The following is a 22,912-nucleotide window of genomic DNA, read 5'->3' on the forward strand; positions in this document are numbered from 1 at the left end:
AGCTATTCGGATTTTAAAAGAACATTAATAATACGATTAGGGACAAAAACAACACGCGCTAAGGGTTGGTCGAACAACGCTTGGAATTCCGGATCTGTCTTAAAGGCTTTTAAGACAGTCTGTTCATCAACCCCTTTAGCAAATTCCTTGGTACCTTTGAAGCGACCGTTGACCGAAAGAATAATTTTAACCTTATCGGTTTCAAGTACGCTGTTATCAACATTTGGTAGTTGAGCATGAACAATAAACGGCTCCATCCCTAGTTTAGCGTTTAATTCTTCCGCTAAATAAGGTGCAAAAAACGATAACACCGTCAAAAAGCCCTTTGCATAAGCCAGGGTTAATTGTTTTGTTTTGTAAAGCAGGTTTAAAAAGATCATCATTTGGCTAATTACCAAATTGAGTTCTTGTTTCTCTAAGTGCTCGTAACTACGCTTTAAAAAGAGGTTATAACCATAAACAGTTTCTTGATCTACCGTTTCTTTAATAATGTTTTCCTTGTGAAAGAAATTGTGCACCCGATCAAGTCAACGCCGCATTCCGTTTAACCCATCATCCAATCAGGTCAACGCCGCGCTAATCGGCCCCATAAACATCAAGTAAAGTCGCAAGGCATCAGCACCATGAGAATCAATTAGTGGCGTAGGGTTGATTGTGTTGCCCTTGGATTTGGACATCTTTTTGCCATCTGGTCCCAATACCATGCCCTGGTTAATTAACTTTTTAAAGGGCTCTTTAGTGGTGACTATTCCCTTTTGGTACAAGAATTGGTGCCAAAAGCGCGCGTACAAGAGGTGCAACACGGCATGTTCGGCACCACCCACATACAGATCCACTGGTAGGTAACGCTCAAAAAGATCTTTCGCTTCCTTGGAGTCAATTGGCCAAAAGTTTTCGTTATTAATTAACATCAAATAACCCAAGTAATACCAACAAGAACCAGCCCACTGGGGCATAGTGCTCGTTTCCCGAGTAAAAGTTTGATTACCTTGTTTCACCTTAGCCCACTCCTGGTTTCGTCACAATGGTGGGTTAGTCGAACCATCAGGTTGATAGTTAGCCAAAGCTGGTAGGGTAACGGGGAGCTCTTTAACTAAATGGGGTTGGTTGTTTTCGTCAAACAAAATCGGAAAAGGTTCACCCCAGTAACGTTGACGGCTAAAAATCCAGTCACGGAGTTTGTACACCGTTGTTTTTTTAGCTTTTTGACGCTCGACTAACATTTGCGTAATTTGGGTGTTAGCAGTTTGGGAGTTGAGCCCGCTAAACTGCCCGGAGTGTTGCAAGCGTTCCTGTTTATCAATGACGGTAATAATCGGTAGCTTTTGCTTCCGCGCGAAGAAGTTATCGTTTTCGTTATGCGCTGGCACACCCATCACAGCATCCGTACCATAACCTTCCACTACATAGTTAGCTACATACAACGGAATGGCAGTATTAGTTGCTGGATTAATTGCTTTAAGTTTTAAATCAACCCCGTCATGGAGCGTCTCAGGTTGCTTTACAGTGGTGGTTTTCTGTGCTTGTTTTTGGAGAAACTGTGCTATCTTGGGGTTGGTTTTAGCTACCTCTTTTACTAAGGGATGGCTAGTGGAAAGCGCTAAAAAGGTTACACCAAAAATAGTTTGCACCTTAGTGGTAAAAATGGTAATCGTTTCCTTGGAGTTTTCTATGTCAAACGTTACCTCTACCCCTTCACTTTTACCAATCCAGTTGGTTTGCATTTCCTTAATAGATTGATGTCAATCCAGCTCAGCCAAACCATTGAGTAAACTTTCAGCAAAAGCAGTTATTTTCAACACCCATTGCTTCATTTTTCGCTTGGTTACCGGGAACTCGCCACGCTCACTCACCGCATTACCATTACTGTCAATCAACACCTCTTCGTTGGCTAAAACGGTGCCCAATTCAGCACACCAGTTGACATCAATCTCCTTCACTTCAGCCAAACCGGCTTCAAATAACTGACCAAAGATCCACTGTGTGTACTGGTAATAGCGTGGATCAGTTGTCTTTAAAGACAGCTGGTAGTCATAATCAAAGCCAAAGGCCGTTAACTGCTCAATGAAATTAGTAATGTTTTTGTCAGTTCAGTCACCAGGATGCTTATTGGAGGCAATCGCGTATTGTTCTGCTGGTAACCCAAAAGCATCAAAGCCAATCGGGTGAATCACATTAAAACCCTTCGCTTTATGATAACGACTCAAAACATCGGTAATGGTGTAAGCGCGCACATGTCCCAGGTGTAAACCAGCCGCTGAAGGATAAGGGAACATGTCCAAGATATAGTATTTGGGCTTAGTTTTATCATCAAAAAAACGGTTAACTTGCTTCGTTTTTCACAATTGCAACCATTTCTCTTCCAGTAAGTTGTGGTTATACATCTAGTTTTTTTTGAACGAGCGCTTAATTAAATACTTAATTAAATGGTAGAACAGGTCAGCTATAATGGCTACAGCAATCCCAAAAAGTAAACCAAAACCAACTGGAATAAAGAAGTGCACCAGGGTTTGGAACAGTTTTTGCTGTTGCTCTACAGTGCCTTTAAATCATTGATTAATATTGGGAATAATTTGCACAATTAGCCCACTAGCATCCTTTTCAGCTAGTAAATTAGCCCACTCCTTAGTATTGTAGGTATTGAGCCAAAAAGAGCCAATAAAAATAATAAAACCAACCGCGACAAAGAAGAGGAAAATCGCTAGTTTAATGAGCCGTTTAAGCAGCATGGTAAGTGGAAATTAAGCTAATTAAATTATAAAGCTAGATAATTTCCCAGTCTAAGTTTTTTGACTTTAATACCTCTAGTACTTGTTTGGTGATGGATTCTACTGATTGGTTAGCGTTTACTATGCAATGGCTAATACCAAAGTCATAACAAACGTTTTTAATAAATTCACCATAAATCTTGTACAGGTTCTTAAAGTAGTCCTTATTTTTGGCAAAGTTATCAATTTCTACTTTACGGTTACGTTGAAACAATCTTTGTTCAAACAACTCCCAATCACCTTCTAAGATAACGTACAAAGCGGGAATACCATGTTTAAAGATTAGTTCTTTAACAATCCCATTCCACAAGTGGTTATAGTAAGTAAAGATGGAAGGACGGTGGATGTTTTGCTTGGCGAACAATCAATCTTCAAAGATCGAGCGGTCAAAGATAGTTGGTGTTTTATTGTTACATTCCTTGCGGTATTTATTAAAGCGGTTTAAGGTAAAGTACAGTTGAAATAAAGGGGCGTAGAGCAACTCGTCGTTACGCTCATACATTTTGGCTAACAATAAATCAGCTAGCTGGTCTTGTTCTTCCAGTTCGTAAATCACCTTAGAACCCTTTAAGTGTTTAGCTAAACTTTCAGCTATCGTCGTTTTACCAAAAGCAATCATGCCACCAACCACAACGGCGTTAGCAATCTTAGCTGGTTGAAATTTGGGTTTTAAGGGAGTCTTCATAATACTTAGAACGTGGTTACAGTGCAAAGTATTATGCAATAAAAAACCATCACACTCATTAAATAGTCTTAATGCTGCTCCATTTCTGGCCTGACATGATTCGACCGTAATGATGTGACGGCTCTAAATTCTAACACTTAACTGCTTTTAATCAATTAATTTGCTTACGCGCTTAATCGAATTACGCTTCGGCTGGGTCGCGCCGCGAGGTAGATCTTTATTGGTTGTTGGTGGAGTTTCTTCCACTTCCATGTCATCATCCATATCATCGAGTGTATAGCTAATAACTTGGGTTTGCGGGATAACAGCCTCTTGAGGACGGTGGAATTGCTGTGAAGTGTCAGCTAGGCTAACGGTATGGGTCTGACCATTAACTTGCGCGTTAGTAATTTCACCTAACTTTTGTTCCAAGCGGTTTTTGAGTTTGTTGTACTGCTTGACCAAATCGTTGTTAGCGCGCTGAAAGTCACGCTTTTCACTGGTAAGTGAATTGTTAATTTCCTGAATCCGGGCTAAATCGACTTGCAAGTCACTCACCATCTTTTCGTACTTTTGGTTTTTAAACAACACTAGTTTGTGCTGCTTTTGCAACGCCTCATTTTCATCAACCGCACTTTGCAAGTAAGTTTGCAGTTGGGTAATCTCACTGTTCTTTTCGTTTAACTTACTTGTAAAGATGGCCTGGATTTCCTCATCACGCCTGTGAATGGCATCAGTACACTGCTGCTCGTACTCCTTCAACGCTTCTTCCAGGGTTTTGTTGTAGTGTTCCTCAAGCTTGTGGTTGTACTCCTTGGCTTCATTGAGCTGCTTTTGATACACCTCTAGTTGCCGTTCCTTTTCTTTAAATAGCTGCTGCATCTGGATAATTTCCTCATCACGTTGACCTAACTGGATTAACAGCTCACTGTTTTGTTGGCTCTGGCGTTTAATTTCCCCTTCATACCGTACTTTGAGCTGTTCTTGCAACACCAAGATCTTCTTTAAGCGATCCTTCTCTGATTGCTTTTCGGGGAGAAATTTCTGTGCTAAATACAGCAATGTTTGGTTCCAGTCAAGGTGTGCAGGGTTGGTTTGGCGTAACTGCACATAAGCCTGACGCGCTTGCTCTAGGAAGTCCTGGAGCTGTTTTTGACTCGCTAGTGGAAACTTTGAAAGAAAGAAGTTAATTGTCTCTCTTCTTTGAAAGTCATCAAAATCACGGTAATACTCAAAGTTAGTCATTTAAGGCCTTTTCACGGAAAAAGATAATTACAGCATCAGGATTAGTAAAGTCCAAGTCACAGTGGTACTTGACATACTGCCCAACACTGTTAAAGATTGCTAACACAAAACTAGTAAACAAAAAGAAGGGGATTTTGCTCGAATAACACGCATAAAAGTGCTTAATCTTAGCACGCATAGTACTTTTAAAAGTTTCTACATCGCTAAAATCACGCGGATTGAGCAAATAATCCTTGACATCACTAACCCGTTCCACCACCCAGTCATACGGAAACTGGTTAGGGTCAAAGTCGTGTTGGATGCGTTGAAAGTCAGCTGCGTCAATTTGGTCTAAAGTTTCAATAAAACCGTTAATGTATTTCTCAAAGAAGTTACTCATCCTTTTTGTTATCAAAGATAACTTCGAGCATTTGTTGAGGTGTTAAGGTACCAAAGTACTCCTTAAAGTTATCAATGTTACCCAATATTTTAGCAAAGATTTGGTAATCGTATTTTTGTCCTACCAACTGCTGGGTAACGGGGGTAATGTCGATAACACTCAAAAAGTCCCCATAGAACTCAATGTCGACTACTTTACCCTGATCTACCTGCACGTTACATTCAAAGATGCCCGCACCCTCAAACCGTTTCTTGTTTTTAAAGTTGTAGTCAGCTGTTTTACCAAAGTTTCAATCCCAGGATTGGAAGTGTTCCTGTGCACGTTTTTCCACCATCTTAATGCTGCTTTCATCCAAATGAATCGTTTCAGCATGTTCGGTTTCGGTAAAGAACTGCACCATCTTTTCCAAGAAGGTTGGGGTAGAGAGGTTGGGGAGGTATTCTTTTACGTTAACTACCCGTTTTTGGACACTTTCAATTCCCTTACTTACCATTTTTGTTTTATCCACATTGAGGTACTTCGCTAGCTTGGTAAAGTCGGTATCAAACAACAACGTACCGTGGACCAACACGCGGTCTTTGGAGAGGTATTCCGCTAAACCAGAGAACTTCTTGCCCTCAATTTCCAAGTCATTGCGGCCATGAAACTGTGCGGGTACACCTACACTGTTTAAGAACTTCACCACATTACGGGTTGTTTCTTCATAAGCGTTTTCCATTTCCTTTTTTGCTTTGGGCAAAATAATTGAGAAACAGATGTTACCCATGTCATGAAACACCGCCCCACCTCCAGAAAAACGGCGAAACAAATTAACCTTGTCCTTTTCCACTTCACTAAGGTTAACCTCAGCGTACGTATTTTGGTTGCGCCCCACCACAATCGTGTTGGCGTTTTGCCAGAAGTAAATGACTTTAATTTCCTCGCCCTTTTTAAATTCGGTGAGTAGCCATTCTTCTAACGCTGCGTTGAAGTAAGGAATGTTTTTAGGGGAAGTGAGAATGTAAGTTTTCATATTCAGTTGTTGATTAGTTAGACAGTTTATTTAAAGTGATCAAAAAGAGCTTTTTTGCACACATCAGCGATCATTTCGTTGATGGTAGGATGTGGTGAAATGGAGTTGGCAATGTCAAATAATGTCAAACCTGCATCCATAGCCAACGCTAGCTCGGCAATCATGTCACTAGCAGTAGCAGCAATAATACAGCAACCCAAGATCTTACCGGTTTGTGGGTCAAACATCATTTTGACAAAACCGTTGGTTTCATTGTCAGCGATTGCTTTTCCACAGTGCGCTAAAACAAGATTGGTTTTGACATAAGGAATGCCCTGTTTTTTCAACTCCATTTCGGTGTAACCCACCGATGCTACTTCCGGATTGGTGTAAATACAGGAAGGGCAAGTTAACTTTTGCGCTGGTTTGACCTGCTTCTTGTTTAAGATATGGTTCACCGCATACCGCCCTTGTTGGTAGGCAAAGTGGGCCAACATTAACTGGGCATTGGCATCGCCAACTATGTAGATGTTGGGAATTGAGGTTTGGAGATCTTGATTGAGCACAATCCGGTTGCGCTCATCACGTTGTAAGTTCAACCCATCAAGACATTCCGTGTTGGGAATGCGACCAATCGAGACCAAAATGCGATCACCAACCACACTGCCTTCCTGCCCGTTTTGCGAATAAAAGACTTCATTATTGTTAGCACGGGTTACCTGTGCGTTGGTAATAATCTTGACATTCTTGGTTTGCAAGAGTTTAGCGACTAAATCTGATACCTCAGTGTCAAAGATTTCCAAGATCCTATCCACCCCTTGTAAGATAGTCACTTCACTACCCAATGAAGCGTAGAGAAAGGCAAATTCAATACCAATCACTCCACCACCAACAACAACTAACTTGCGTGGTACCCCTTCCAAAGAGAGCGCTTGGGTCGAGTCAATTACAAAACCGTTTTGACGCGCTTCTGCAAAACCCGGAAGCGTTAAGTAACGGGGTCGTGAACCAGTTGCGACCACAATGCTTTTGGTGGTGTAAGTTTTACCCGCTACCTCCACGGTGTTGGGATCCAAAACCTTGGCTTCTCCCATTACCGTTTCAGCTTTAGCGGAAGCAATAATCGCTTTAACCCCACCAACTAACTTACTCACTACCTTACCTTTTTGCTCCAGCAATTGGTTTCAGTTAAGTGCTACTTGACCATTAATTGAAATACCATAGTCCTGCGCATGGCGGAGGTAATCGACAATCTTGGCCCGTTTTAACAGTGTTTTCGTTGGAATACAACCAACATTTAAACACACGCCACCAAAGTATTCCTTTTCGACAACGAGTGTTTTAAGTTTATGCTTACCCGCGTACTCAGCGGCCACATACCCAGCGGGACCAGCCCCTATAATAATGAGATCGTAATTCATCTAAGCTACTTCTAAATCAATTAATTCTTCGATTTGCTTGGCAATTTCCTTACCAAAGCGACCCACATCAGCGCCATCGACCCAGCGGTGGTCGGCAGCAATTGTTAACGGTAGGATGGTATGAACGGCTACCCCACCTTCAGCACGCACAACACGTTCTTCCATGTTACCGGTAGCGACAATACACATTTCCGGGTGCTTAATAATCGGGGTACCAAAAGCAGCGCCTAAAGAACCAAAGTTAGTTACCGAGATCGTTCCCTTACTTAAATCAGGAAGCTTAATTTGCTTACTGCGGGCACGGTTAGCAAGATCAACAATGTCCTTGGCAATGTCGACTACCGACTTCGTTTGTGCTTGCTTAATGTTAGGCACAATCAGACCATCGGGAGTGTCCACGGCAATACCTACGTTAACATCCTTGTTTAACACAATTAGGTTGCGTTCCTTGTCATAACGACCATTGAAAACAGGAAACTTCTTCAAAGCATTAACAATTGCTTTAACAAAGAAAGCAAAGAAGGAAATCTTCATGTTGTACTTGCTTAAAGCTAAGCCGTTAACACTCTCACGGTACTGCTTTAACTTAGTAGCGTTAACATAGAAGGTGAGAATCGTAGCGGGAATGTTTTCGTGTGATTTCACCATTGCTTCAGCAATTGCTTTACGCATTGTCGTGATCGCAATCGTTTCCTCACCACTAGGTGCTGCTGCAGATGCTGGAGCTGGAGTGGGAGTTGGAGCGGATGTAGGTTGTACTACAGGAGCTGGTGTTGGTTGGGGCGCACTTGGCTGCACACCAAAAATAGGAAACACACTGTTCGATACCTTAATTTCACCCACTACCGAGGCACCCGCCTCTTCCACTACTGGTTCGGTGGTTACAGGTGCTGGTGTTGGGGTAAATGTTGGGGTTGGGGCAGGAGCTGGTGCAGATACTGGTTGGGGCGCAGCAGGTGCAGCAGCACCAGCGCCATCATCAATAACGGCCATCACCTGACCAATGTGCACCACATCACCAACATTAGTGGTAATGGCGGTAATAACCCCAGCATAAGGGGATGGAAGTTCGGTGGTTACCTTATCGGTTTCCACTACAAAAAGGGCTTCATCGACCTTGATCGTATCGCCCACTTTTTTGAGGATTTCAGTTACTTTACCCTCATGTAAGCCCTCACCAACATCGGTGAACTTAAACTCATTTGCCATGATATACAAACTGTTTTAATTTTAGATTTAAAGCAAAAGTAATGCAAATAAAAAACCAGTCTTACGACTGGCTTTTTATCTAAAACGAAATTTAGAGAAATTTCGCCTTATTTTTGGCAGCATTTGCAACCGCCACAGTTGCATTTACTGCAGTTAGCTGTTTCGGTTTTGCAACCACAGCATTTCTTGTCTTCCATCTTAATATGAAATAAATGGTGTTCCCTAGCCTTCTCAACTTTTAGTTAAAAAAACTAGGTGCAATTATTCTAACAAACCTCAAACTTATTTCAAATGGCTTGATTTAGAAAAGTCGTTAGTTTACTTTAAAAGTTGGTTAACAGCTTCCAAAATGCGGGCATTTAAATTGAACTGGTAGTGTTCACCCCGTGCTAACGGTACCACAATGTCCCAACCGGTTACCCGTTGTGGGGCTGCCTTGAGATAGCTAAATAATTCTTCAGTTACCGATGCAATAATTTCCCCACTGGTGGTAAAGGTTTTAGCCGCTTCGGTAACTACGAGCAAGCGCCCGGTTTTCTTCACGGAGTTAAACACCGTTTCCTTGTCTCAAGGGGAAATGGTACGCAAGTCAATGAGTTCAATGCCCTTGTCCTTCAACTCACCCCCATAGACCATGTTAATTAGGTCAAACATGGTAGGACCGTAACTAACAATAGTAAGGTTGTTACCCTGGCTAATTAAGTTAGCTTGACCAATTGGCACAGTGTAATAATCTGCTGGAATTTCCTGACGGAAGGCACGGTACAGCTTCTTTGGTTCAAAGAAGACCACAGGGTCAGGTGATTCCACTGCTGCTAAGAATAAGCCCTTGGTGTCGTAAGGGTTGGACGGCATCACTGTTTTAAGTCCGGCAATTTGACCGTAAATCGCTTCCAAGGTCTCACTGTGGTGTTCAAGTGCTTTAATCCCACCACCCATTGGCATGCGGACAATAATCGGACAGGTATACACACCGCGAGAACGGTTGCGGATCCGTGCTGCGTGGGTAAAAATTTGGAACATTGCGGGGAAAGAAAAACCGGAGAACTGGATTTCCACGATTGGTTTAAGTCCACCAATGGCAGCGCCCACACCAATACCAGCCATAGCTGCTTCGGCAATCGGACAGTCCCAAACACGCTCCTCACCGTACTTCTTTTGTAAACCCTTAGTAGCACGGAACACACCACCTTCAAAGCCAGCATCCTGACCGTATAAAACAACGTTGGGGTCGCGCTCTAACGCTAGATCCATTGCGTTACCCAACGCTTCAATGTTATTTGCTTGAATTGTTTTTGACATAGTGAATTTATTAATGTGAAATTAGTCTTTAAAGTATTTTTTAGCTTCAGCCTTTTGGCGCGCTAGATCAGGAGTCAACTTTTCATAGTTGTAATCAAACACTTCATCCAAGGTAACTGGCGTTTTGCTAACCATTACCTCATATGCAGCTTGCACTTCTTGTTCAATCTTAGCTACCATTTCCTCTTCTTGTTGTGGGGTTAGAATACCACGGTCAAACAAGAAGTTACGTAACCGCTTCACAGGGTCACTCTTCATCGCTTCCGCTTCCTCTTCTTTAGTACGGTAAATGGAAGGGTCATCGGAAGTGGTGTGGGGACCTTGACGTCAAGAGAAGAACTCAATTAACACTGGTCCATTACCGCTTCTCGCATAGTTAGCTGCTTCGTGCATTGCTTCGTAACTCGCAATTAAGTCATTACCGTCAACGCGAATACGAGGAATGTTAACCGCAATAGCCTTGGTGGAAAGGTCACTTACAGCGGACTCTAATTTAGTTCTGGTGGAAATGGCAAACTGGTTGTTGTTAATACAAAAGACCGAGTTTCACTTGTGAATGGAAGCAATGTTCATCGCTTCATAAAACTCACCTTCAGCTGTACCACCATCCCCAATCATCGTAACGGCTACGTTAGGGAGTTTCTTGTAGTGCAACATGTAACCAAGTCCAGCAGCATGAGAGTACTGTGCACCAATGGTAATGTTAATGGGCAGCGTTTTGTATTTAGCTTCGATCTTACTACCGTTTTCGTTACCGTTTCAGTAAAGTAAAAGCTGTTCTGGTTTAACACCACGGTACAACATTAACGCACCGGAACGGAAGGTAGGGCAGAACCAGTCATTTTCATTTAAACCCATGCCCATACCAACTTGCAGTGCTTCCTCACCTAAGTTAGGCGCAAAGTTCAACATCTTACCAGCACGTTGTCAAACAAGCATCTTCTTGTCCATGATTCGGGAAAGATTCATGAGGTAAAAAGCGTGCTTTAACTGTTCGTTGCTAAGTGTAATCTTGTGATTAGGGTCCATTAACTTACCCTCATTGTCATACACTTGGTAAAGTGTAGTAGGGACTTTGTTTTTAATCAAAATTGCCATAATTATTTGTTAGTTTAATCTTATTTATTTTTAGGGGTATAGTAACTAAAACCAAGCGCTTGCAACACGGCTGCTAACACAAAGTTGAACGGCTTATTGTAGTGGGGAAGAAAGTAAACGTCTACTAAACCCAGTTCACTGATCAACATTTTCTTCTGTACTGCTAAAGCAATATAGAAGATAATTTCACTGTGGTTGGTGTTTCACGAAAGTAATTGGGCACCCAACAAACGGAGCGTCTTCTTGTCGTAAATTAACTTAAAGCGCACCTTGTCAAAGGTCCCCATAAATTCGGGACGGTCGTTGTCATCAACAATGCTCACTCCCACATCAAAACCGTTCATTTTGGCACGTTTTTCGGTTAAACCAGTAGCTGCTAGATTTAAACCAAATACGTGCAGCGCATTGGTACCAACAATGGACTCTAACTTTACAGCCTTGCTACCAATCATGTGCATAGCAGCGACTAAACCACTTTTCACAGCGTTGGTAGCTAAGTCAATGTTTTCGTATTGTTCACTAGCTGCATCATAAATGGCAGCAGCCCCACCAATAACATACACATTTTCATGATTTAAGGCTTGGAGGTATTCATTAACCTTAATCGAACCGTTACGGTTAAACTCAAACTGCCTGTCTTTAGGGACAAACTGGGTGTTTGGGCGGAACCCAATCGATTGGATGACAAGGTCAGCATCCACCCGACCCTTATCGGTTTCAACACCTTTAACGACATTTTTGTCCGCATCAACAATAAAGCCCTTAACGGCACTACCCATCATTAGGTTAATGCCCGCTTTCTTCATGGCTTTTTCCAACTCGTTGGTAAACTCTTCATCAAAGTTATTGCCAGCTGGTTTGTCCAACATGTCAATCACAGTCACCTGTTTACCACACTGTCAAGCCGCTTCTGCTAACTCTAAACCAATGTAACCCGAGCCCACAATGGCTACTGATTTAATTGACTTGTCATGACGGAAGCTGTCAATTAAGGTAAGGGCGTGTTGGTACAACTTACAACTAATTAAGTTCTTAATATTGCCACAGTACTTATCAGTGTGGTTGAATTGCAATTGGGTGTGGGTTACTTCGTTTTCCACATTCATACAAATCGGTCAAGCTCCAGAGGCTACTACCAATTGATCATAGTGGTCCACAGTTTCCTTACCAGTGGCCAAGTCCTTCACGATTACTTGTTTTTTGTCTAGATCAAGACCAACTACATCATGAGCCATAAAGACATTAGCACCCATAGCTTTTAGCTCTTCAGGGGTGGAGTAGAACAGGTCTTCGGTGTTTTTAACTACACCACTAACTGCCAAGGCAATTCCACAACCCAAAAAGGAGATGTTGGTATTGCGATCATAAGCGTTGACCTGAAAGTCTTTGCTCTTGCTTAAAAGGGTTCTGATAAAACTGGTGCCGGCGTGATTGACACCGATAACAATCACTTTCTTCATATCGTAATCAATGTCTTAAGATTAATATTTTCACGCCAAACTAAGTTTAGTTAAGTGCGGTATTTATTTAATAGTGGAGCAAGATCTTGGTTGCCACATTTGGTTGTAGCTTTGCTTTACCGTGCAGTTTTTGCAGTTCAATTAAAAAACAATAACCCACAGTTTGACTACCTAAACGCGCTATTAGTTTGTCAATCGCTGCAACCGTACCAGCAGTAGCTAGTAAGTCATCAACAATCACACAGCGCTTGCAGTTTTCTAGTGCATCAACCCGCATTTCCAAGATTGAGTTTTGGCGGTATTCCAAATCATAGGTTTCACGCGCTAACTCACCTGATAGCTTATGGGGTTTGCGCACTAACACTAGGGGTAGTTTGGTTTTGGAAGCCAAAGCACCACCAAAGATAAAACCACGCGCTTCGGGACATACGATGCCATCAGCTTTAACTTCCTGGATAAACTGTGCCATTTGTTCCAGTACAAACTCAAACAGTTCACTGTTTAAAAAAATTGGCGTAATGTCGTAAAAGAGGATTCCCGGAGTGGGAAAGTCATTAAATCGCTTAATAGCTCGATCAAGCGCTTGGAGTTTCTGTTTCACTGTTTATTATCTTAAAAACTGTTAAAAGCGTTTCTTAAAAGCTGTTAATTCCACTAATCAACTGTTCTTCAATTTGATCCACTTCCTTAAACATTTGCTTTTTGTGGCGTAAGGTAATGTGGATTTGGACATAGTTGTACGGACTTAACCAACCATTGATTAAACCAAAGCTAAACAGCGGTAAGCCATTGACAAACACGCTAAACAAGGCCACAATCGCAATTAAGTAGAAGATCACTAGGTTAATCGTGCCGTTAATACCACCAAAGTTAAAGGCAGCGTACACAATGAAGAGTAGGATTAAAACACTGCTACCAATAAGATCTAACCTTCATTGGCTGTTAACATTGTCGTTAAAGAGGTTTTTCACAAAGACCCGGTCCTTCAAGCTGCGTTTAAACCAGTAACAGTAAGTCCAAATGGTAGTTTGACCAATGCGGGCTTGGAAGAACAGCCAGAACAGGTACACAAAGATAATTAGTTGAATTGTGGACTGGTCAATCCTAAAGATAAAGTTAGCGAGGTACATTGCCCCAAAAAGTCCAGCGGCTAACAGAATTAAAGCAATTAGGTAGCTAATCCCATAAGCGACACCATAGCGCGGTAGCGAATACAAGAGATAGAGCAAGCTAATCACCCCCACACCTAACATAATGCCAGTACTCGATTCGATGTCAGCGGCTAAAAAGTTACCTAACAGTTGTGGTGCGCCCAGATAAAGGCCGAGCATCACCACCCCAAAGGCGAGAACTGTCAACCAAATAAACAGCAAGCTCCACTTTTTCTTACCAAAGAAGTCGTGCTGGTTCTTACTGATAAAGAAGTCCGTTTGGATGTCGTTGTTTTCCGTTAAGATCGAGCAGTTACTCGATGTTTTGGTCAACGCTTGCGCGTCCTTTTTATAGAGGAAGAAGCGTCATTCTAACCCGGAATGGGATGACACAAACAACCACACTAAGATTACTCCTAAACCATAGTTTAAGAAGTAAGAGGTAATCGCTGAAACTGCCATTAAGGTACCTAACTGTTGTACCTGGTAGTTGGAGAGGTAAATCACGACTAAGGCACTCAATAACCAGCAAATGTGGGTTTCTATCATCGTGAAGAAACTACGTTTTAAACACAGTTTTCACGATTCCACAATTGAGGCGTTGTTCTTAATGTTACGCAAAAACAGTTCCGCCAGAGTGATCAGGTTAATAATGTTAACGGCAACCACAAAGAAGATGCCGACAAACGAAAAGACATCAACGACACCACCAACGGCATTAAAGAAGGCGAGCGAAGAGATGGCACTAAGCGCTAAGGCTAAGGCTTTGTAAAGGCCAAGTAGCTTGTAACGAATACCTAACGCAATTGTAGCGAGCAGGATAATTACACCCAAGGCAATGAAGCTCGAAGCAAAGTTAGAAACATCGCGTGCTAAAGTGTTGGAAAGCGGTGCATTAACTAACTTGGTGTTAGCAGCTGCAATGGTAGCGGTTTCGGGAAAACCATTGCTCAACAGCACCTTTACCCTACTAGCTTCCAAGTAAGAAGCAGGAACGTATGAACCATCATTGTTAACAAAGTTAGCTACTTGGAACTTAATGTTACCACCGTGTTCTAAGCGTTGGTTATTGCTATCCAAAAAGCTTTGTAAAGTGGCGTTTACCTTAACCGGATCACCATTCTTAGCTACCGGATCTTCTGTTCTAATTTCTGCCAAGATGTAATTGGAGAATAAACCAGAAAAACCAGTAGCATCACCGCTGCGCAGTTTTCTAGTGTCCGCGCTGTTAGCTACAGTGACAACATCAGCAGCGTCCTTATTGTTATTGTCTTTGGTTGCAACTTGTGAGAAATGTGTCGGTGCTGCATAGATGTAATAGATATTTTTTAAGGTAATGTCACTAGCTTTGGTAATTGGTGAATTACCATTATTATTTTTTTGCAAAAACAAATTATCACCAGAGGAAAAGTTACCCTCAGCGTGCAAGAAGTCCCAGAGGTTCTTTTCACGTTCGTTAAAGGTGAGGTAATCAGTACCACCTTTAGGAACGTTAAAGATGTTGCGCACATACTGTACTGCACCTTCCTTATCCTTCCATAAAACTAAAGTTTTATTTCCGTTTTGTGCACTACCGTTAGCCTTGTCTTTAAATCATTTACCGCTACCTTCAACACTCTTTTGACCATTACCAGTATTATAGTCAGAATCAGTTAAACTCTTACTCTTAATAAAGTCCAAAAAGTCGTTGTGTAAAGATTCTTTGGTAATAACATTTTTGCTGAGCTTGTACTCAAACGTTAAGGCACTGTTGGTGTTTGTGGTTTGGGGAACAACTGCTGTAAGCGAATTTCTAATAAATTCCTTATCAAACGAGTCAAAAAGAACAATTCCGTCAGTGGTTTCTAACGAAAGTTTGTAGTTGTGTTCAATTGCACTTAAAGCGTTGCGCTTGACCTGTGCATCTATTTGCCGCTTTCGTGCTCGGGTACGCGCCTCTTCACGACGTTGCTCAAAGGTAACAGAAATAGAGGGTAAACCATCATTAACTAGTCAAGAACTGTCAAAAACTCCTTTATCTGAAAGTTCTTTTGCACTTGTATCGTGTGAGTTTTTCGTGATGTTAACAGACGAAAAACCCTGGGCGTAGAGGCTGTTGGCGTAACTCTTTTCAATATTGTTGAGAAAACCGTTCACATCGGTAATCATTTCAGTATTGTTACCGTTGCCATTGCCGTCCTTTTTCTGGGTAGGATCTAACTCCTTGTTAGCGTCCTTGGACTTATGGTTTAAAAAATAAACAGTGGTGGTAGTGGAACCGTTGAACACTACCCCTAAGCGACTGTCGTTTAGAAGCTTATAACTACCAAAAATAATTCCAAACAGGCCCAAAAAAGCTAAGACCAGGATAATTCCAATCTTTAAGAGCCAGTCAAAGGAAACCCGCTTTTTCAGTCCCACTGGATGTTTTACAATTGACTTAAATTATATAAATTTAGCAAAATGGCCACTTTAGTTGAAATTGAACGCGATTTTTTACAAAAAACAGCCCAAAAATTTGCACCTGAAGTGGTTGCGTTGATTACTAAAGCACTCGATTACTCCAAAAAGTGACACGGTGAGCAAAAAAGGCTGAGTGGTGAACCGTTTTTTATCCATCCCTTGAGAACAGCACTGCGCTTAGTGGAGTGAAACATGGACAGCAACACCGTGTGTGCTGGTCTGTTACACGACATTATTGAAGATACCCAGGTCACTGAAGCTGATTTAACTGCCATTTTTGGTAAAGAAATTACTGATTTAGTGGTAAAAGTTACCAAAATTACCAGTGAATCCAAAAAACAACGCCAGCTAAACCGAAAGAAAGAAGATTTAAACCTCAAAAGTTTGGTTAACATTGCGATGAGCTCGCAGCAAGAGGTCAATGCTTTGGTGTTAAAGTTGGCCGACCGACTCGACAACATCTCCTCAATTGAATTTTTAGCAGTCGAAAAACAAAAGATTATTGCTAAAGAAACACTCGAACTGTATGCCAAGATAGCCGGTCGAATTGGAATGTATCCCGTTAAAACTCAACTAGCCGATCTTTCCTTTAAGGTATTAGATCCAAAAAACTTTAACAATACGCTGTCCAAGATTAACCAGCAAAAGGTCTTTTATGACAACGAATGGGACAACTTTAAAAAACAGTTGGAAGAGATGCTGGAACAAAACCAGATTGAATACCGCTTAGAAAGTCGAATTAAAGGCATTTATTCTACTTATCAAAAATTAACCTTTCACGAGCAGAACATTGCCAAAATCCACGATCTGTTCGCCATTCGTTTAATTGTGAAGTCAGAGTTGGATTGTTACCACTTACTTGGTTTAATCCACCTCAACTTTACCGTGTTAATGAAACACTTTAAGGATTACATAGCATCCCCCAAACAAAACTTTTACCAATCAATCCACACGACTGTGCGCTTGAAGGGTTTAAATGTGGAAATCCAGATTAGAACCCAACGAATGGATCATGTGAGCAAGTACGGTTTTGCTAGCCACTGGATTTACAAAGAGAAAAAGGAAGGGTTATTGGCAAGTGCTTTACAAGTAAATTACTTAAACAGTAAACAAATGCATTCGCGCGATTTTTTTAAACGAATCTTTGGTACTGATATTATTAAGGTTAATGTAAGTTCCGATAACGAACCTAACATAGTCAAAAAACTCAATGTTGAAAGTAACAGCAAGTTGCTCGATATTGCTTATGAGTTGTATCCCAAACAGTTCAATAAATTAGAAAAAATCAAACTCGATGGGGTTGAGGTTATGTCGTTTGACGTAACTGCCGAAAACGAAATGGTAATTGAGTTTTGTTTTGGTAAAACCAATAACCTCAAACGGCGTTGGTTACGTTATATGAATAACCCCGTATTTCGCGAACGGGTTAAAAAGGATTTAAACAAGTTAAAGAAAGCGGTTAAGTACAGTGAACTACCTCTATACGAAAAGGCCTTGGAAGAGTTGCACTTAAAGCTAGCTGATGAAACCCAGATTAAACAACGCTTAAATGCTTTAGGGATCAAAAAACTGACAGAGTTCTTGGAATTAATCGAATACCCCCACTTCCCTAAAAATGAGCATTTGTACTTTTTAGCTAGTAACAATCAGAAGTGAAGGGAATTGATTAAACCCATTAAGTTCGCTTTATCACAAGCTGTGTTCCAAAACTCTTACTTTGAACAAATTGAGGGAATTTACATCACCAAAATTGTGATTGAAACCTGTTGCACAAAGATTCCTGACATGCCAGAACAAGTTATTGGCATCTTAATGAAAAACATTCTCAGGGTACACCTTCATGATTGTAGGGAATTAGCTAATCAAAAGCAACCCAAAATTATTCCACTTTATTGAAATGCACACCAATTAAAGATGCGACCACGTAAATTCCGCTGTCAAATTAACATTCGCGGTGTATGGAGTGAAACAACGGTCAATAAAATTGTTCAAACCATTATTGAAGGTGATAGCTATTTAGAACGAATTATTCCCAAGATCGATAAACAAAAAGATGAGTTTGAGCTCAACATTACTATGTTTATCGACAACTATCACCAACTAATCACAATTATGGAGCAGATTACTACTAAGAATATTAGCTACGTTTGAAAGTACCTTTAACTTTCAAATACTTCGTCATAAACATCTTGGTTCTTTTGTAAAAGTAACACTAAGTGTTTCTTCAATAGCCTTTGTGGGTTAAAGCGCGATACTCGTACCCCATAAACGCGTTTGGTGAAAATAAACAATAAGGCACCAGAAACAACAAATGTACCAATAATAGATACCCCGACATAAAAGACAATTTGTGAAATATTAGTTACGTATTCCTTGAACTGATCATTTTCGTTAGGATTTGGAAAACGTTTTAAGATTTCGTCCACGTATTGATTAATCTTTTCAATTGTGTTCTTAACTTCAGTAAAAGTAGATCCTTTTGAGAAGTTGTTAACCTTGCTTAATGAATCTTCGAGTTGGTTAAAACTGCTTTCTAAAGCACTGTCATCCAGTAATTTTGTCAATTCTTTTCCTTCTTTAATTGAACTTTCAACATCACCTAACGTTTTTACAAGTTCGTTACTAGAAAGTGACTTTGAAACTTTTTTAATTTCCTCGTTATATTGTTTAACCTTGTTATAACCTTCCTTGTAATAGTTATTAATAGGTTCACGGTTTTCAAAGGCAAAGTAACCCGCTGCTGTAATGCCACCAACAAGTAGAATACCAATCAAAACAATTAGGAAAGTGGAAAGCTTTTTTAAAAACTTAAACATTATTGATCAAGCTCCTCTAAAACAGCATCTTCCAACTCTGGATAACGATCTAAGATGTCATTAACATGATCAGCAATTTGATCAGTACTGGTTAAACGCGAAAACGTTCTAAGTCCTAACTTTTTCGAACCTAAGAAGGTCATTACAGTAGAGACTATTAGCACTGCTAAAACGCCACCAGAAACACTAACTAAGGTAATTGCGCCTATGGTGTAATATTCATTAAACTGTTTTTCTGTTGGAATTTTGTTTTTAATTTCTTTGTACTGTTTAATGATGTCATTTGCTTGTGTAGAGAACTCTTGAATATCTTTCAAAGCACTATTGGTTTTACCGTTAGTATCTCTGGTACTTACACTAATTGTTGAACCAGAAATCTTAGTAATTGGAATAGTCGAAGAAGATGTGCCATTTTGACCAGTTTTACCATTATTAGCGGTTTTTAAAGTATTTGCATACTTTTCTATTTGACTCTTAGTAGCTTGTAGACTCTTCTTAGCTTCTTGTAACTCCTTTAGTTTTTCCGGACTCACAAGATAGCCGTTTAAGCCTTTAGCTTGGTTTATTTGCTTTTCGTACTCCTCTAACTTTTTAGTTGATTCTTCAACTTTCTTCTTAACCTCTTCTATTTGTTTATTAATGGATTCAACACTAAACTTACTGGAACTTCCATTATAAGTATCTATAAACGCTTGAGAAGAGTCAAAGGAACTGTCGATCGATTTGCGGGTATCAATGTAAAGTTTAGCTGCGTTGTCTTTAAAGTAAAGTGCAGCACCGCCAAGACCTAACAAAACCAAAAAGACAAGCATCCCGAAGAACAGAATGATTGTTTTGGCAAAGCGATTAATAAAAAGGAGCATTTAAAAGCTTAAGTTAGGCTTAAGGTTAATATATTTAACCAAACGGACAACCCGCTAAAGGTTAAGTTCGAATCTCTTGGAAAACATTTTCCCGATCCAATTTTTCTTTCAATTCCGCTACAACGGTTTCATCTTTAGAAACATTAGTAATATTGAGAATTTCGGCGTTATCACGTAATACACCGATTAAATCAGTAACTGATTTGCTCATATCAGTGACACTACCAATAACTGGTTGGAACTTATCGGTACTCTTTAATGCCACTTGTTCTTGTGGACTTTCAAACTTCACGGTGTACTTTAAACCCGGACGGAGGTTTTTCACTCCATATTCAAAGACAACCCCAATAAGTTCAGCGCGTTGTACAATTTCCTTTTGGAACTCACTATCACGGGTAGCGCGTTCCGCTTCGTAAGCACTGGCACCCGGATAGTAATTTTCGTTCACCCGGTACATCGTGTTGCCGCCATGAGTGTAAGTTTCCTCTAAGTGGAGATTAATGTCTTTTAGAGCAGCGTAAACGGTGTCGTTGTCTTTATTGACATTTTTTTCATTAGTGTTTTTCACCAAATAACGGTCAATGTAACCACCAGCTCAGTAACCTTGCATTTGTCGTTCAAAACGACGACGAATGTAAATGTCACTAACAGCACGCTTTAACTTAGATGCATCAATATTGTCTTGGTTATCTTTAAGTTCTAAACTAGTTAAATCAATGTAATTAAACGGCTTGGAAGCAAAAAGGTCATAGATAATATTAGTGTGATCGCCTAAAACTAGTGGATTAAAACCAAAGTTATTGTCTTGGTTAGTAGAGTAAAACTCCAACTCTAACACGTTTTTAAAAATTTGCTTAGCAACATTAATCGAGTGGTAGTCACCATAAATTGACACCTTTTTAACGCTTTCTGGTAATTCCAAATCCTTTAAGGTAGAACCATCACCAGTTAAACCATTAATGATGACGTAATCAGGATTACGTTGTTTTAAATTGAGGTTAATGCCGTCAGTATTACCTTGCTTAATCCTTGGAGCATCAAAGGCAATCGTTTTTATTTGCTTAAAGTGATGGTTTGGGTAAACGTTGTATAACGGTGAACCGTTAGCAACATAGTAATTCCACTCTTTAAACAAGTACTCGCTTTGTCCATTGGAGCCAGCATAGTAAGCCTTATCCACGTCATGGAACCAACCAGGGAACTTAGGGACACCTTGATCGACAAAGATATCATCGTAAGCCCTATTGTTAGCAGTTAAAGTGCCGTTGGTAGTTTGCAAAATTGGCATTACTACCCGGTTGTTAAAGTATTCGGTTGATTGGTAATATTTGAGCGTTTTCCCGTCCGCTGCTACTTGGTCGTAGTAACCCGCTTTAAAGTTTGGCGTGATAAAGGTAGAACTGGTTTTAATCAAACCGCTCACCTCTACCTTAGGCACTGGTCGAAGTAAGTCTTTTGGTGCATCAGTAATTGCTTCTGATAAGTTATTGGCAAAATTACGGAAATCCTCACGGAAGTTGGAACCATCACCAAGATCGATTTCACTGCGGTATCCCCCATCGGTTAACGAAATCGAATTAAGTTTAGACTTGGCGTTTTGGTTTACCTTGGAATAAAGCTGGAAACTCAGGTTACCACTGCGCCCCGAAGCAATGAGTGTTTCACCACTTTGTAGCCTTAATACCTCATTAACGATTAGAACTGCGGAAAAAGCATTTATTGCAGCACCAAAGAGACCAAGCGCTCAGAAACCACCCTTTTTGAGGCGCTTTAGCGTCTTTTTGTCCTTGATTTTGAAATTTAATTTCATCTTTTTTAATAGTTTAAAATTGCAGAACTAAAACAGTTCTTACTCAACTAAATACTTGAACTACCTCAACGACAACGGGAAATTTAATTGAACACCTATTAAAGATATAGTGTTCTTCTCTATTTTAGATTTAGTAATCCCTAAAGGAGAAAATTTACGCCAAATGTGTACCAAAAAAAGAGAAATTTTTGGCGATTACGTTATTCATTTCTTTCCAAAATAGAGGTTAAGCGATAATAAAAGCACCCGCTAAGCAGGTGCTAACCTTCTTTTGGAAATGTTTAAACTGGAGCGAGTAATCGGAATCGAACCGACACGATCAGCTTGGAAGGCTGATGTTCTACCACTAAACTATACTCGCAGAACTTGGTGCCCAAAGCCGGACTTGAACCGGCACGCTATTGCTAGCGTGGGATCTTAAATCCCATGCGTCTACCATTCCGCCACTTGGGCTGGTGACTCACCCGAGGATCGAACTCGGGACCCTTTGATTAAAAGTCAAATGCTCTACCGCTGAGCTAGTGAGTCAATAAACAGGGTTGCCCCTGTCATTTTATGAATGCTTTTTTACTGGCTGGGATGGATGGGATCGAACCATCGCATGATAGAGTCAAAGTCTATTGCCTTACCGCTTGGCTACATCCCAATAAATGGTGGACAGGGAGAGATTCGAACTCCCGAAACCATGAAGGTGTCTGATCTACAGTCAGAAGCGTTTAGCCACTTCGCTACCTGTCCAATAACCAGCAAAAGATATTTTACAAAAATTATCCGTTAATGATCTTAACAATTTTGACCCGGTAGGGCACTTCTATGCCAACTACGTCACATTCATCATCCACTAAACGACCATAAATGGCGTGTGCCAAAGGGGATTCATTGGAGATGCGGTGTTCTTCGGGATTAGCTTCTAAAGCTCCCACAATGGTGTACTTTTCGTGTGTTTTCGAACTGTAATCGTAAATTTCGACCGTACTACCCAGGGTAACCTTATTAGCCTTTTTTGTTTGCGACTCATTAATTAACTTAACGTTGGCTAAAATGTCTTGGATTTCAGCAATGCGGGTTTCAATTTCACCCTGCTGTGCTTTTGCTGCATCGTAATCAGCGTTTTCACTCAAGTCACCCTGGTCACGGGCTTCTTGCAATAACTTAATAATAGCGGGACGTTTTACTTGAATGAGGTGTTCCAGCTCCGCTTCTAATTGTTTTAGCCCCTCTTCGGTAAGGTAATTTTTGTTAAGTTCCATTAATTAGAAATTGCGTTTAAAGTTAAATTAAATCTACTTTTTT

18 protein-coding genes, 5 tRNA genes and 1 other RNA gene are annotated in these 22,912 nt (G+C 40.6%); 1 reads left to right on the forward strand and 23 read right to left on the reverse strand.

From position 1 onward, the window contains the following. Positions 1-2 precede the first annotated feature (2 nt). The 14 genes from leuS to F539_RS02230 form a co-directional block, all read right to left on the reverse strand. On the reverse strand, positions 3-2,384 hold the full coding sequence (leuS, locus tag F539_RS02170) for a leucine--tRNA ligase (protein WP_014325502.1): 2,382 nt from the start codon (positions 2,382-2,384) through the stop codon (positions 3-5). Beyond that, positions 2,385-2,729 carry an MPN385 family protein gene (locus F539_RS02175; RefSeq protein ID WP_010874741.1) on the reverse strand — a complete coding sequence of 115 codons (345 nt, stop codon included), beginning with the start codon at positions 2,727-2,729 and terminating at the stop codon, positions 2,385-2,387. Positions 2,730-2,763: 34 nt separating this feature from the next. Next, positions 2,764-3,453: a deoxynucleoside kinase gene (locus F539_RS02180; protein WP_010874742.1), complete on the reverse strand. Its 690-nt coding sequence runs from the start codon at positions 3,451-3,453 to the stop codon at positions 2,764-2,766. A 33-nt stretch (positions 3,454-3,486) separates the two neighbouring features. Beyond that, an RNA gene (ffs, locus tag F539_RS03965) (signal recognition particle sRNA small type) lies at positions 3,487-3,582 on the reverse strand. Between the two features lie 18 nt (positions 3,583-3,600). Continuing rightward, complete coding sequence (locus F539_RS02185; RefSeq protein WP_010874743.1) at positions 3,601-4,677, reverse strand: MPN387 family gliding motility protein; 1,077 nt, start codon at positions 4,675-4,677, stop codon at positions 3,601-3,603. Then, the gene (locus F539_RS02190) at positions 4,670-5,056 is read right to left on the reverse strand and encodes a hypothetical protein (RefSeq protein WP_014325503.1); all 387 of its coding nucleotides are present in this window, start codon (positions 5,054-5,056) and stop codon (positions 4,670-4,672) included. Before F539_RS02190 ends, F539_RS02185 begins: the two co-directional genes overlap by 8 nt. Further along, positions 5,049-6,068: a lipoate--protein ligase gene (locus F539_RS02195; protein WP_014574963.1), complete on the reverse strand. Its 1,020-nt coding sequence runs from the start codon at positions 6,066-6,068 to the stop codon at positions 5,049-5,051. Before F539_RS02195 ends, F539_RS02190 begins: the two co-directional genes overlap by 8 nt. A gap of 26 nt (positions 6,069-6,094) precedes the next feature. Beyond that, on the reverse strand, positions 6,095-7,468 hold the full coding sequence (gene lpdA, locus F539_RS02200) for a dihydrolipoyl dehydrogenase (RefSeq protein ID WP_014574964.1): 1,374 nt from the start codon (positions 7,466-7,468) through the stop codon (positions 6,095-6,097). Next, on the reverse strand, positions 7,469-8,677 hold the full coding sequence (locus F539_RS02205) for a dihydrolipoamide acetyltransferase family protein (protein WP_010874747.1): 1,209 nt from the start codon (positions 8,675-8,677) through the stop codon (positions 7,469-7,471). It lies immediately after the preceding gene. Positions 8,678-8,995: 318 nt separating this feature from the next. Then, entirely contained in the window at positions 8,996-9,979 is a 984-nt protein-coding gene (gene pdhB, locus F539_RS02210) for a pyruvate dehydrogenase complex E1 component subunit beta (RefSeq protein WP_010874748.1), read from the reverse strand. Between the two features lie 21 nt (positions 9,980-10,000). Then, positions 10,001-11,077 carry a pyruvate dehydrogenase (acetyl-transferring) E1 component subunit alpha gene (gene pdhA, locus F539_RS02215; protein WP_010874749.1) on the reverse strand — a complete coding sequence of 359 codons (1,077 nt, stop codon included), beginning with the start codon at positions 11,075-11,077 and terminating at the stop codon, positions 10,001-10,003. 20 nt (positions 11,078-11,097) lie between these two features. Beyond that, positions 11,098-12,537: an FAD-dependent oxidoreductase gene (locus F539_RS02220; RefSeq protein WP_010874750.1), complete on the reverse strand. Its 1,440-nt coding sequence runs from the start codon at positions 12,535-12,537 to the stop codon at positions 11,098-11,100. A 67-nt stretch (positions 12,538-12,604) separates the two neighbouring features. After that, positions 12,605-13,138 carry an adenine phosphoribosyltransferase gene (gene apt, locus F539_RS02225; protein WP_010874751.1) on the reverse strand — a complete coding sequence of 178 codons (534 nt, stop codon included), beginning with the start codon at positions 13,136-13,138 and terminating at the stop codon, positions 12,605-12,607. A gap of 34 nt (positions 13,139-13,172) precedes the next feature. Then, positions 13,173-16,088 carry an MPN396 family protein gene (locus F539_RS02230; protein WP_014574966.1) on the reverse strand — a complete coding sequence of 972 codons (2,916 nt, stop codon included), beginning with the start codon at positions 16,086-16,088 and terminating at the stop codon, positions 13,173-13,175. Positions 16,089-16,091: 3 nt separating this feature from the next. Here F539_RS02230 and F539_RS02235 point away from each other — a divergent pair, with 3 nt between their 5' ends. Continuing rightward, positions 16,092-18,293: a RelA/SpoT family protein gene (locus tag F539_RS02235; RefSeq protein ID WP_014325508.1), complete on the forward strand. Its 2,202-nt coding sequence runs from the start codon at positions 16,092-16,094 to the stop codon at positions 18,291-18,293. On the opposite strand, the gene F539_RS02240 is transcribed toward F539_RS02235, so the two are convergent. From F539_RS02240 to greA, 9 genes are all read right to left on the reverse strand, one after another. Continuing rightward, positions 18,290-18,946, reverse strand: a complete 657-nt coding sequence (locus F539_RS02240) for an MG_279/MG_280 family protein (RefSeq protein ID WP_014325509.1) — start codon at positions 18,944-18,946, stop codon at positions 18,290-18,292. The genes F539_RS02235 and F539_RS02240 overlap by 4 nt on opposite strands. Continuing rightward, positions 18,946-19,809 carry an MG_279/MG_280 family protein gene (locus F539_RS02245; protein ID WP_014325510.1) on the reverse strand — a complete coding sequence of 288 codons (864 nt, stop codon included), beginning with the start codon at positions 19,807-19,809 and terminating at the stop codon, positions 18,946-18,948. The genes F539_RS02240 and F539_RS02245 overlap by 1 nt, the downstream gene beginning before the upstream one ends. A gap of 61 nt (positions 19,810-19,870) precedes the next feature. After that, positions 19,871-21,619: an IgG-blocking protein M gene (locus tag F539_RS02250; protein ID WP_010874756.1), complete on the reverse strand. Its 1,749-nt coding sequence runs from the start codon at positions 21,617-21,619 to the stop codon at positions 19,871-19,873. Between the two features lie 287 nt (positions 21,620-21,906). After that, positions 21,907-21,980, reverse strand: a tRNA-Gly gene (locus F539_RS02255). Positions 21,981-21,986: 6 nt separating this feature from the next. Further along, positions 21,987-22,072 (reverse strand) — tRNA-Leu (locus F539_RS02260). Next, positions 22,073-22,147, reverse strand: a tRNA-Lys gene (locus F539_RS02265). Between the two features lie 43 nt (positions 22,148-22,190). Next, positions 22,191-22,265: transfer RNA gene (locus F539_RS02270), tRNA-Gln, on the reverse strand. Between the two features lie 5 nt (positions 22,266-22,270). Continuing rightward, positions 22,271-22,357 (reverse strand) — tRNA-Tyr (locus F539_RS02275). A gap of 29 nt (positions 22,358-22,386) precedes the next feature. Next, a complete protein-coding gene (gene greA, locus F539_RS02280; RefSeq protein WP_014325511.1) occupies positions 22,387-22,869 on the reverse strand; it encodes a transcription elongation factor GreA in 483 nt (160 codons plus the stop codon). Positions 22,870-22,912: the final 43 nt, after the last annotated feature.

Origin of the sequence: Mycoplasmoides pneumoniae FH (assembly GCF_001272835.1) — a bacterium.
Lineage (GTDB): Bacteria > Bacillota_I > Bacilli_A > Mycoplasmatales > Mycoplasmoidaceae > Mycoplasmoides > Mycoplasmoides pneumoniae.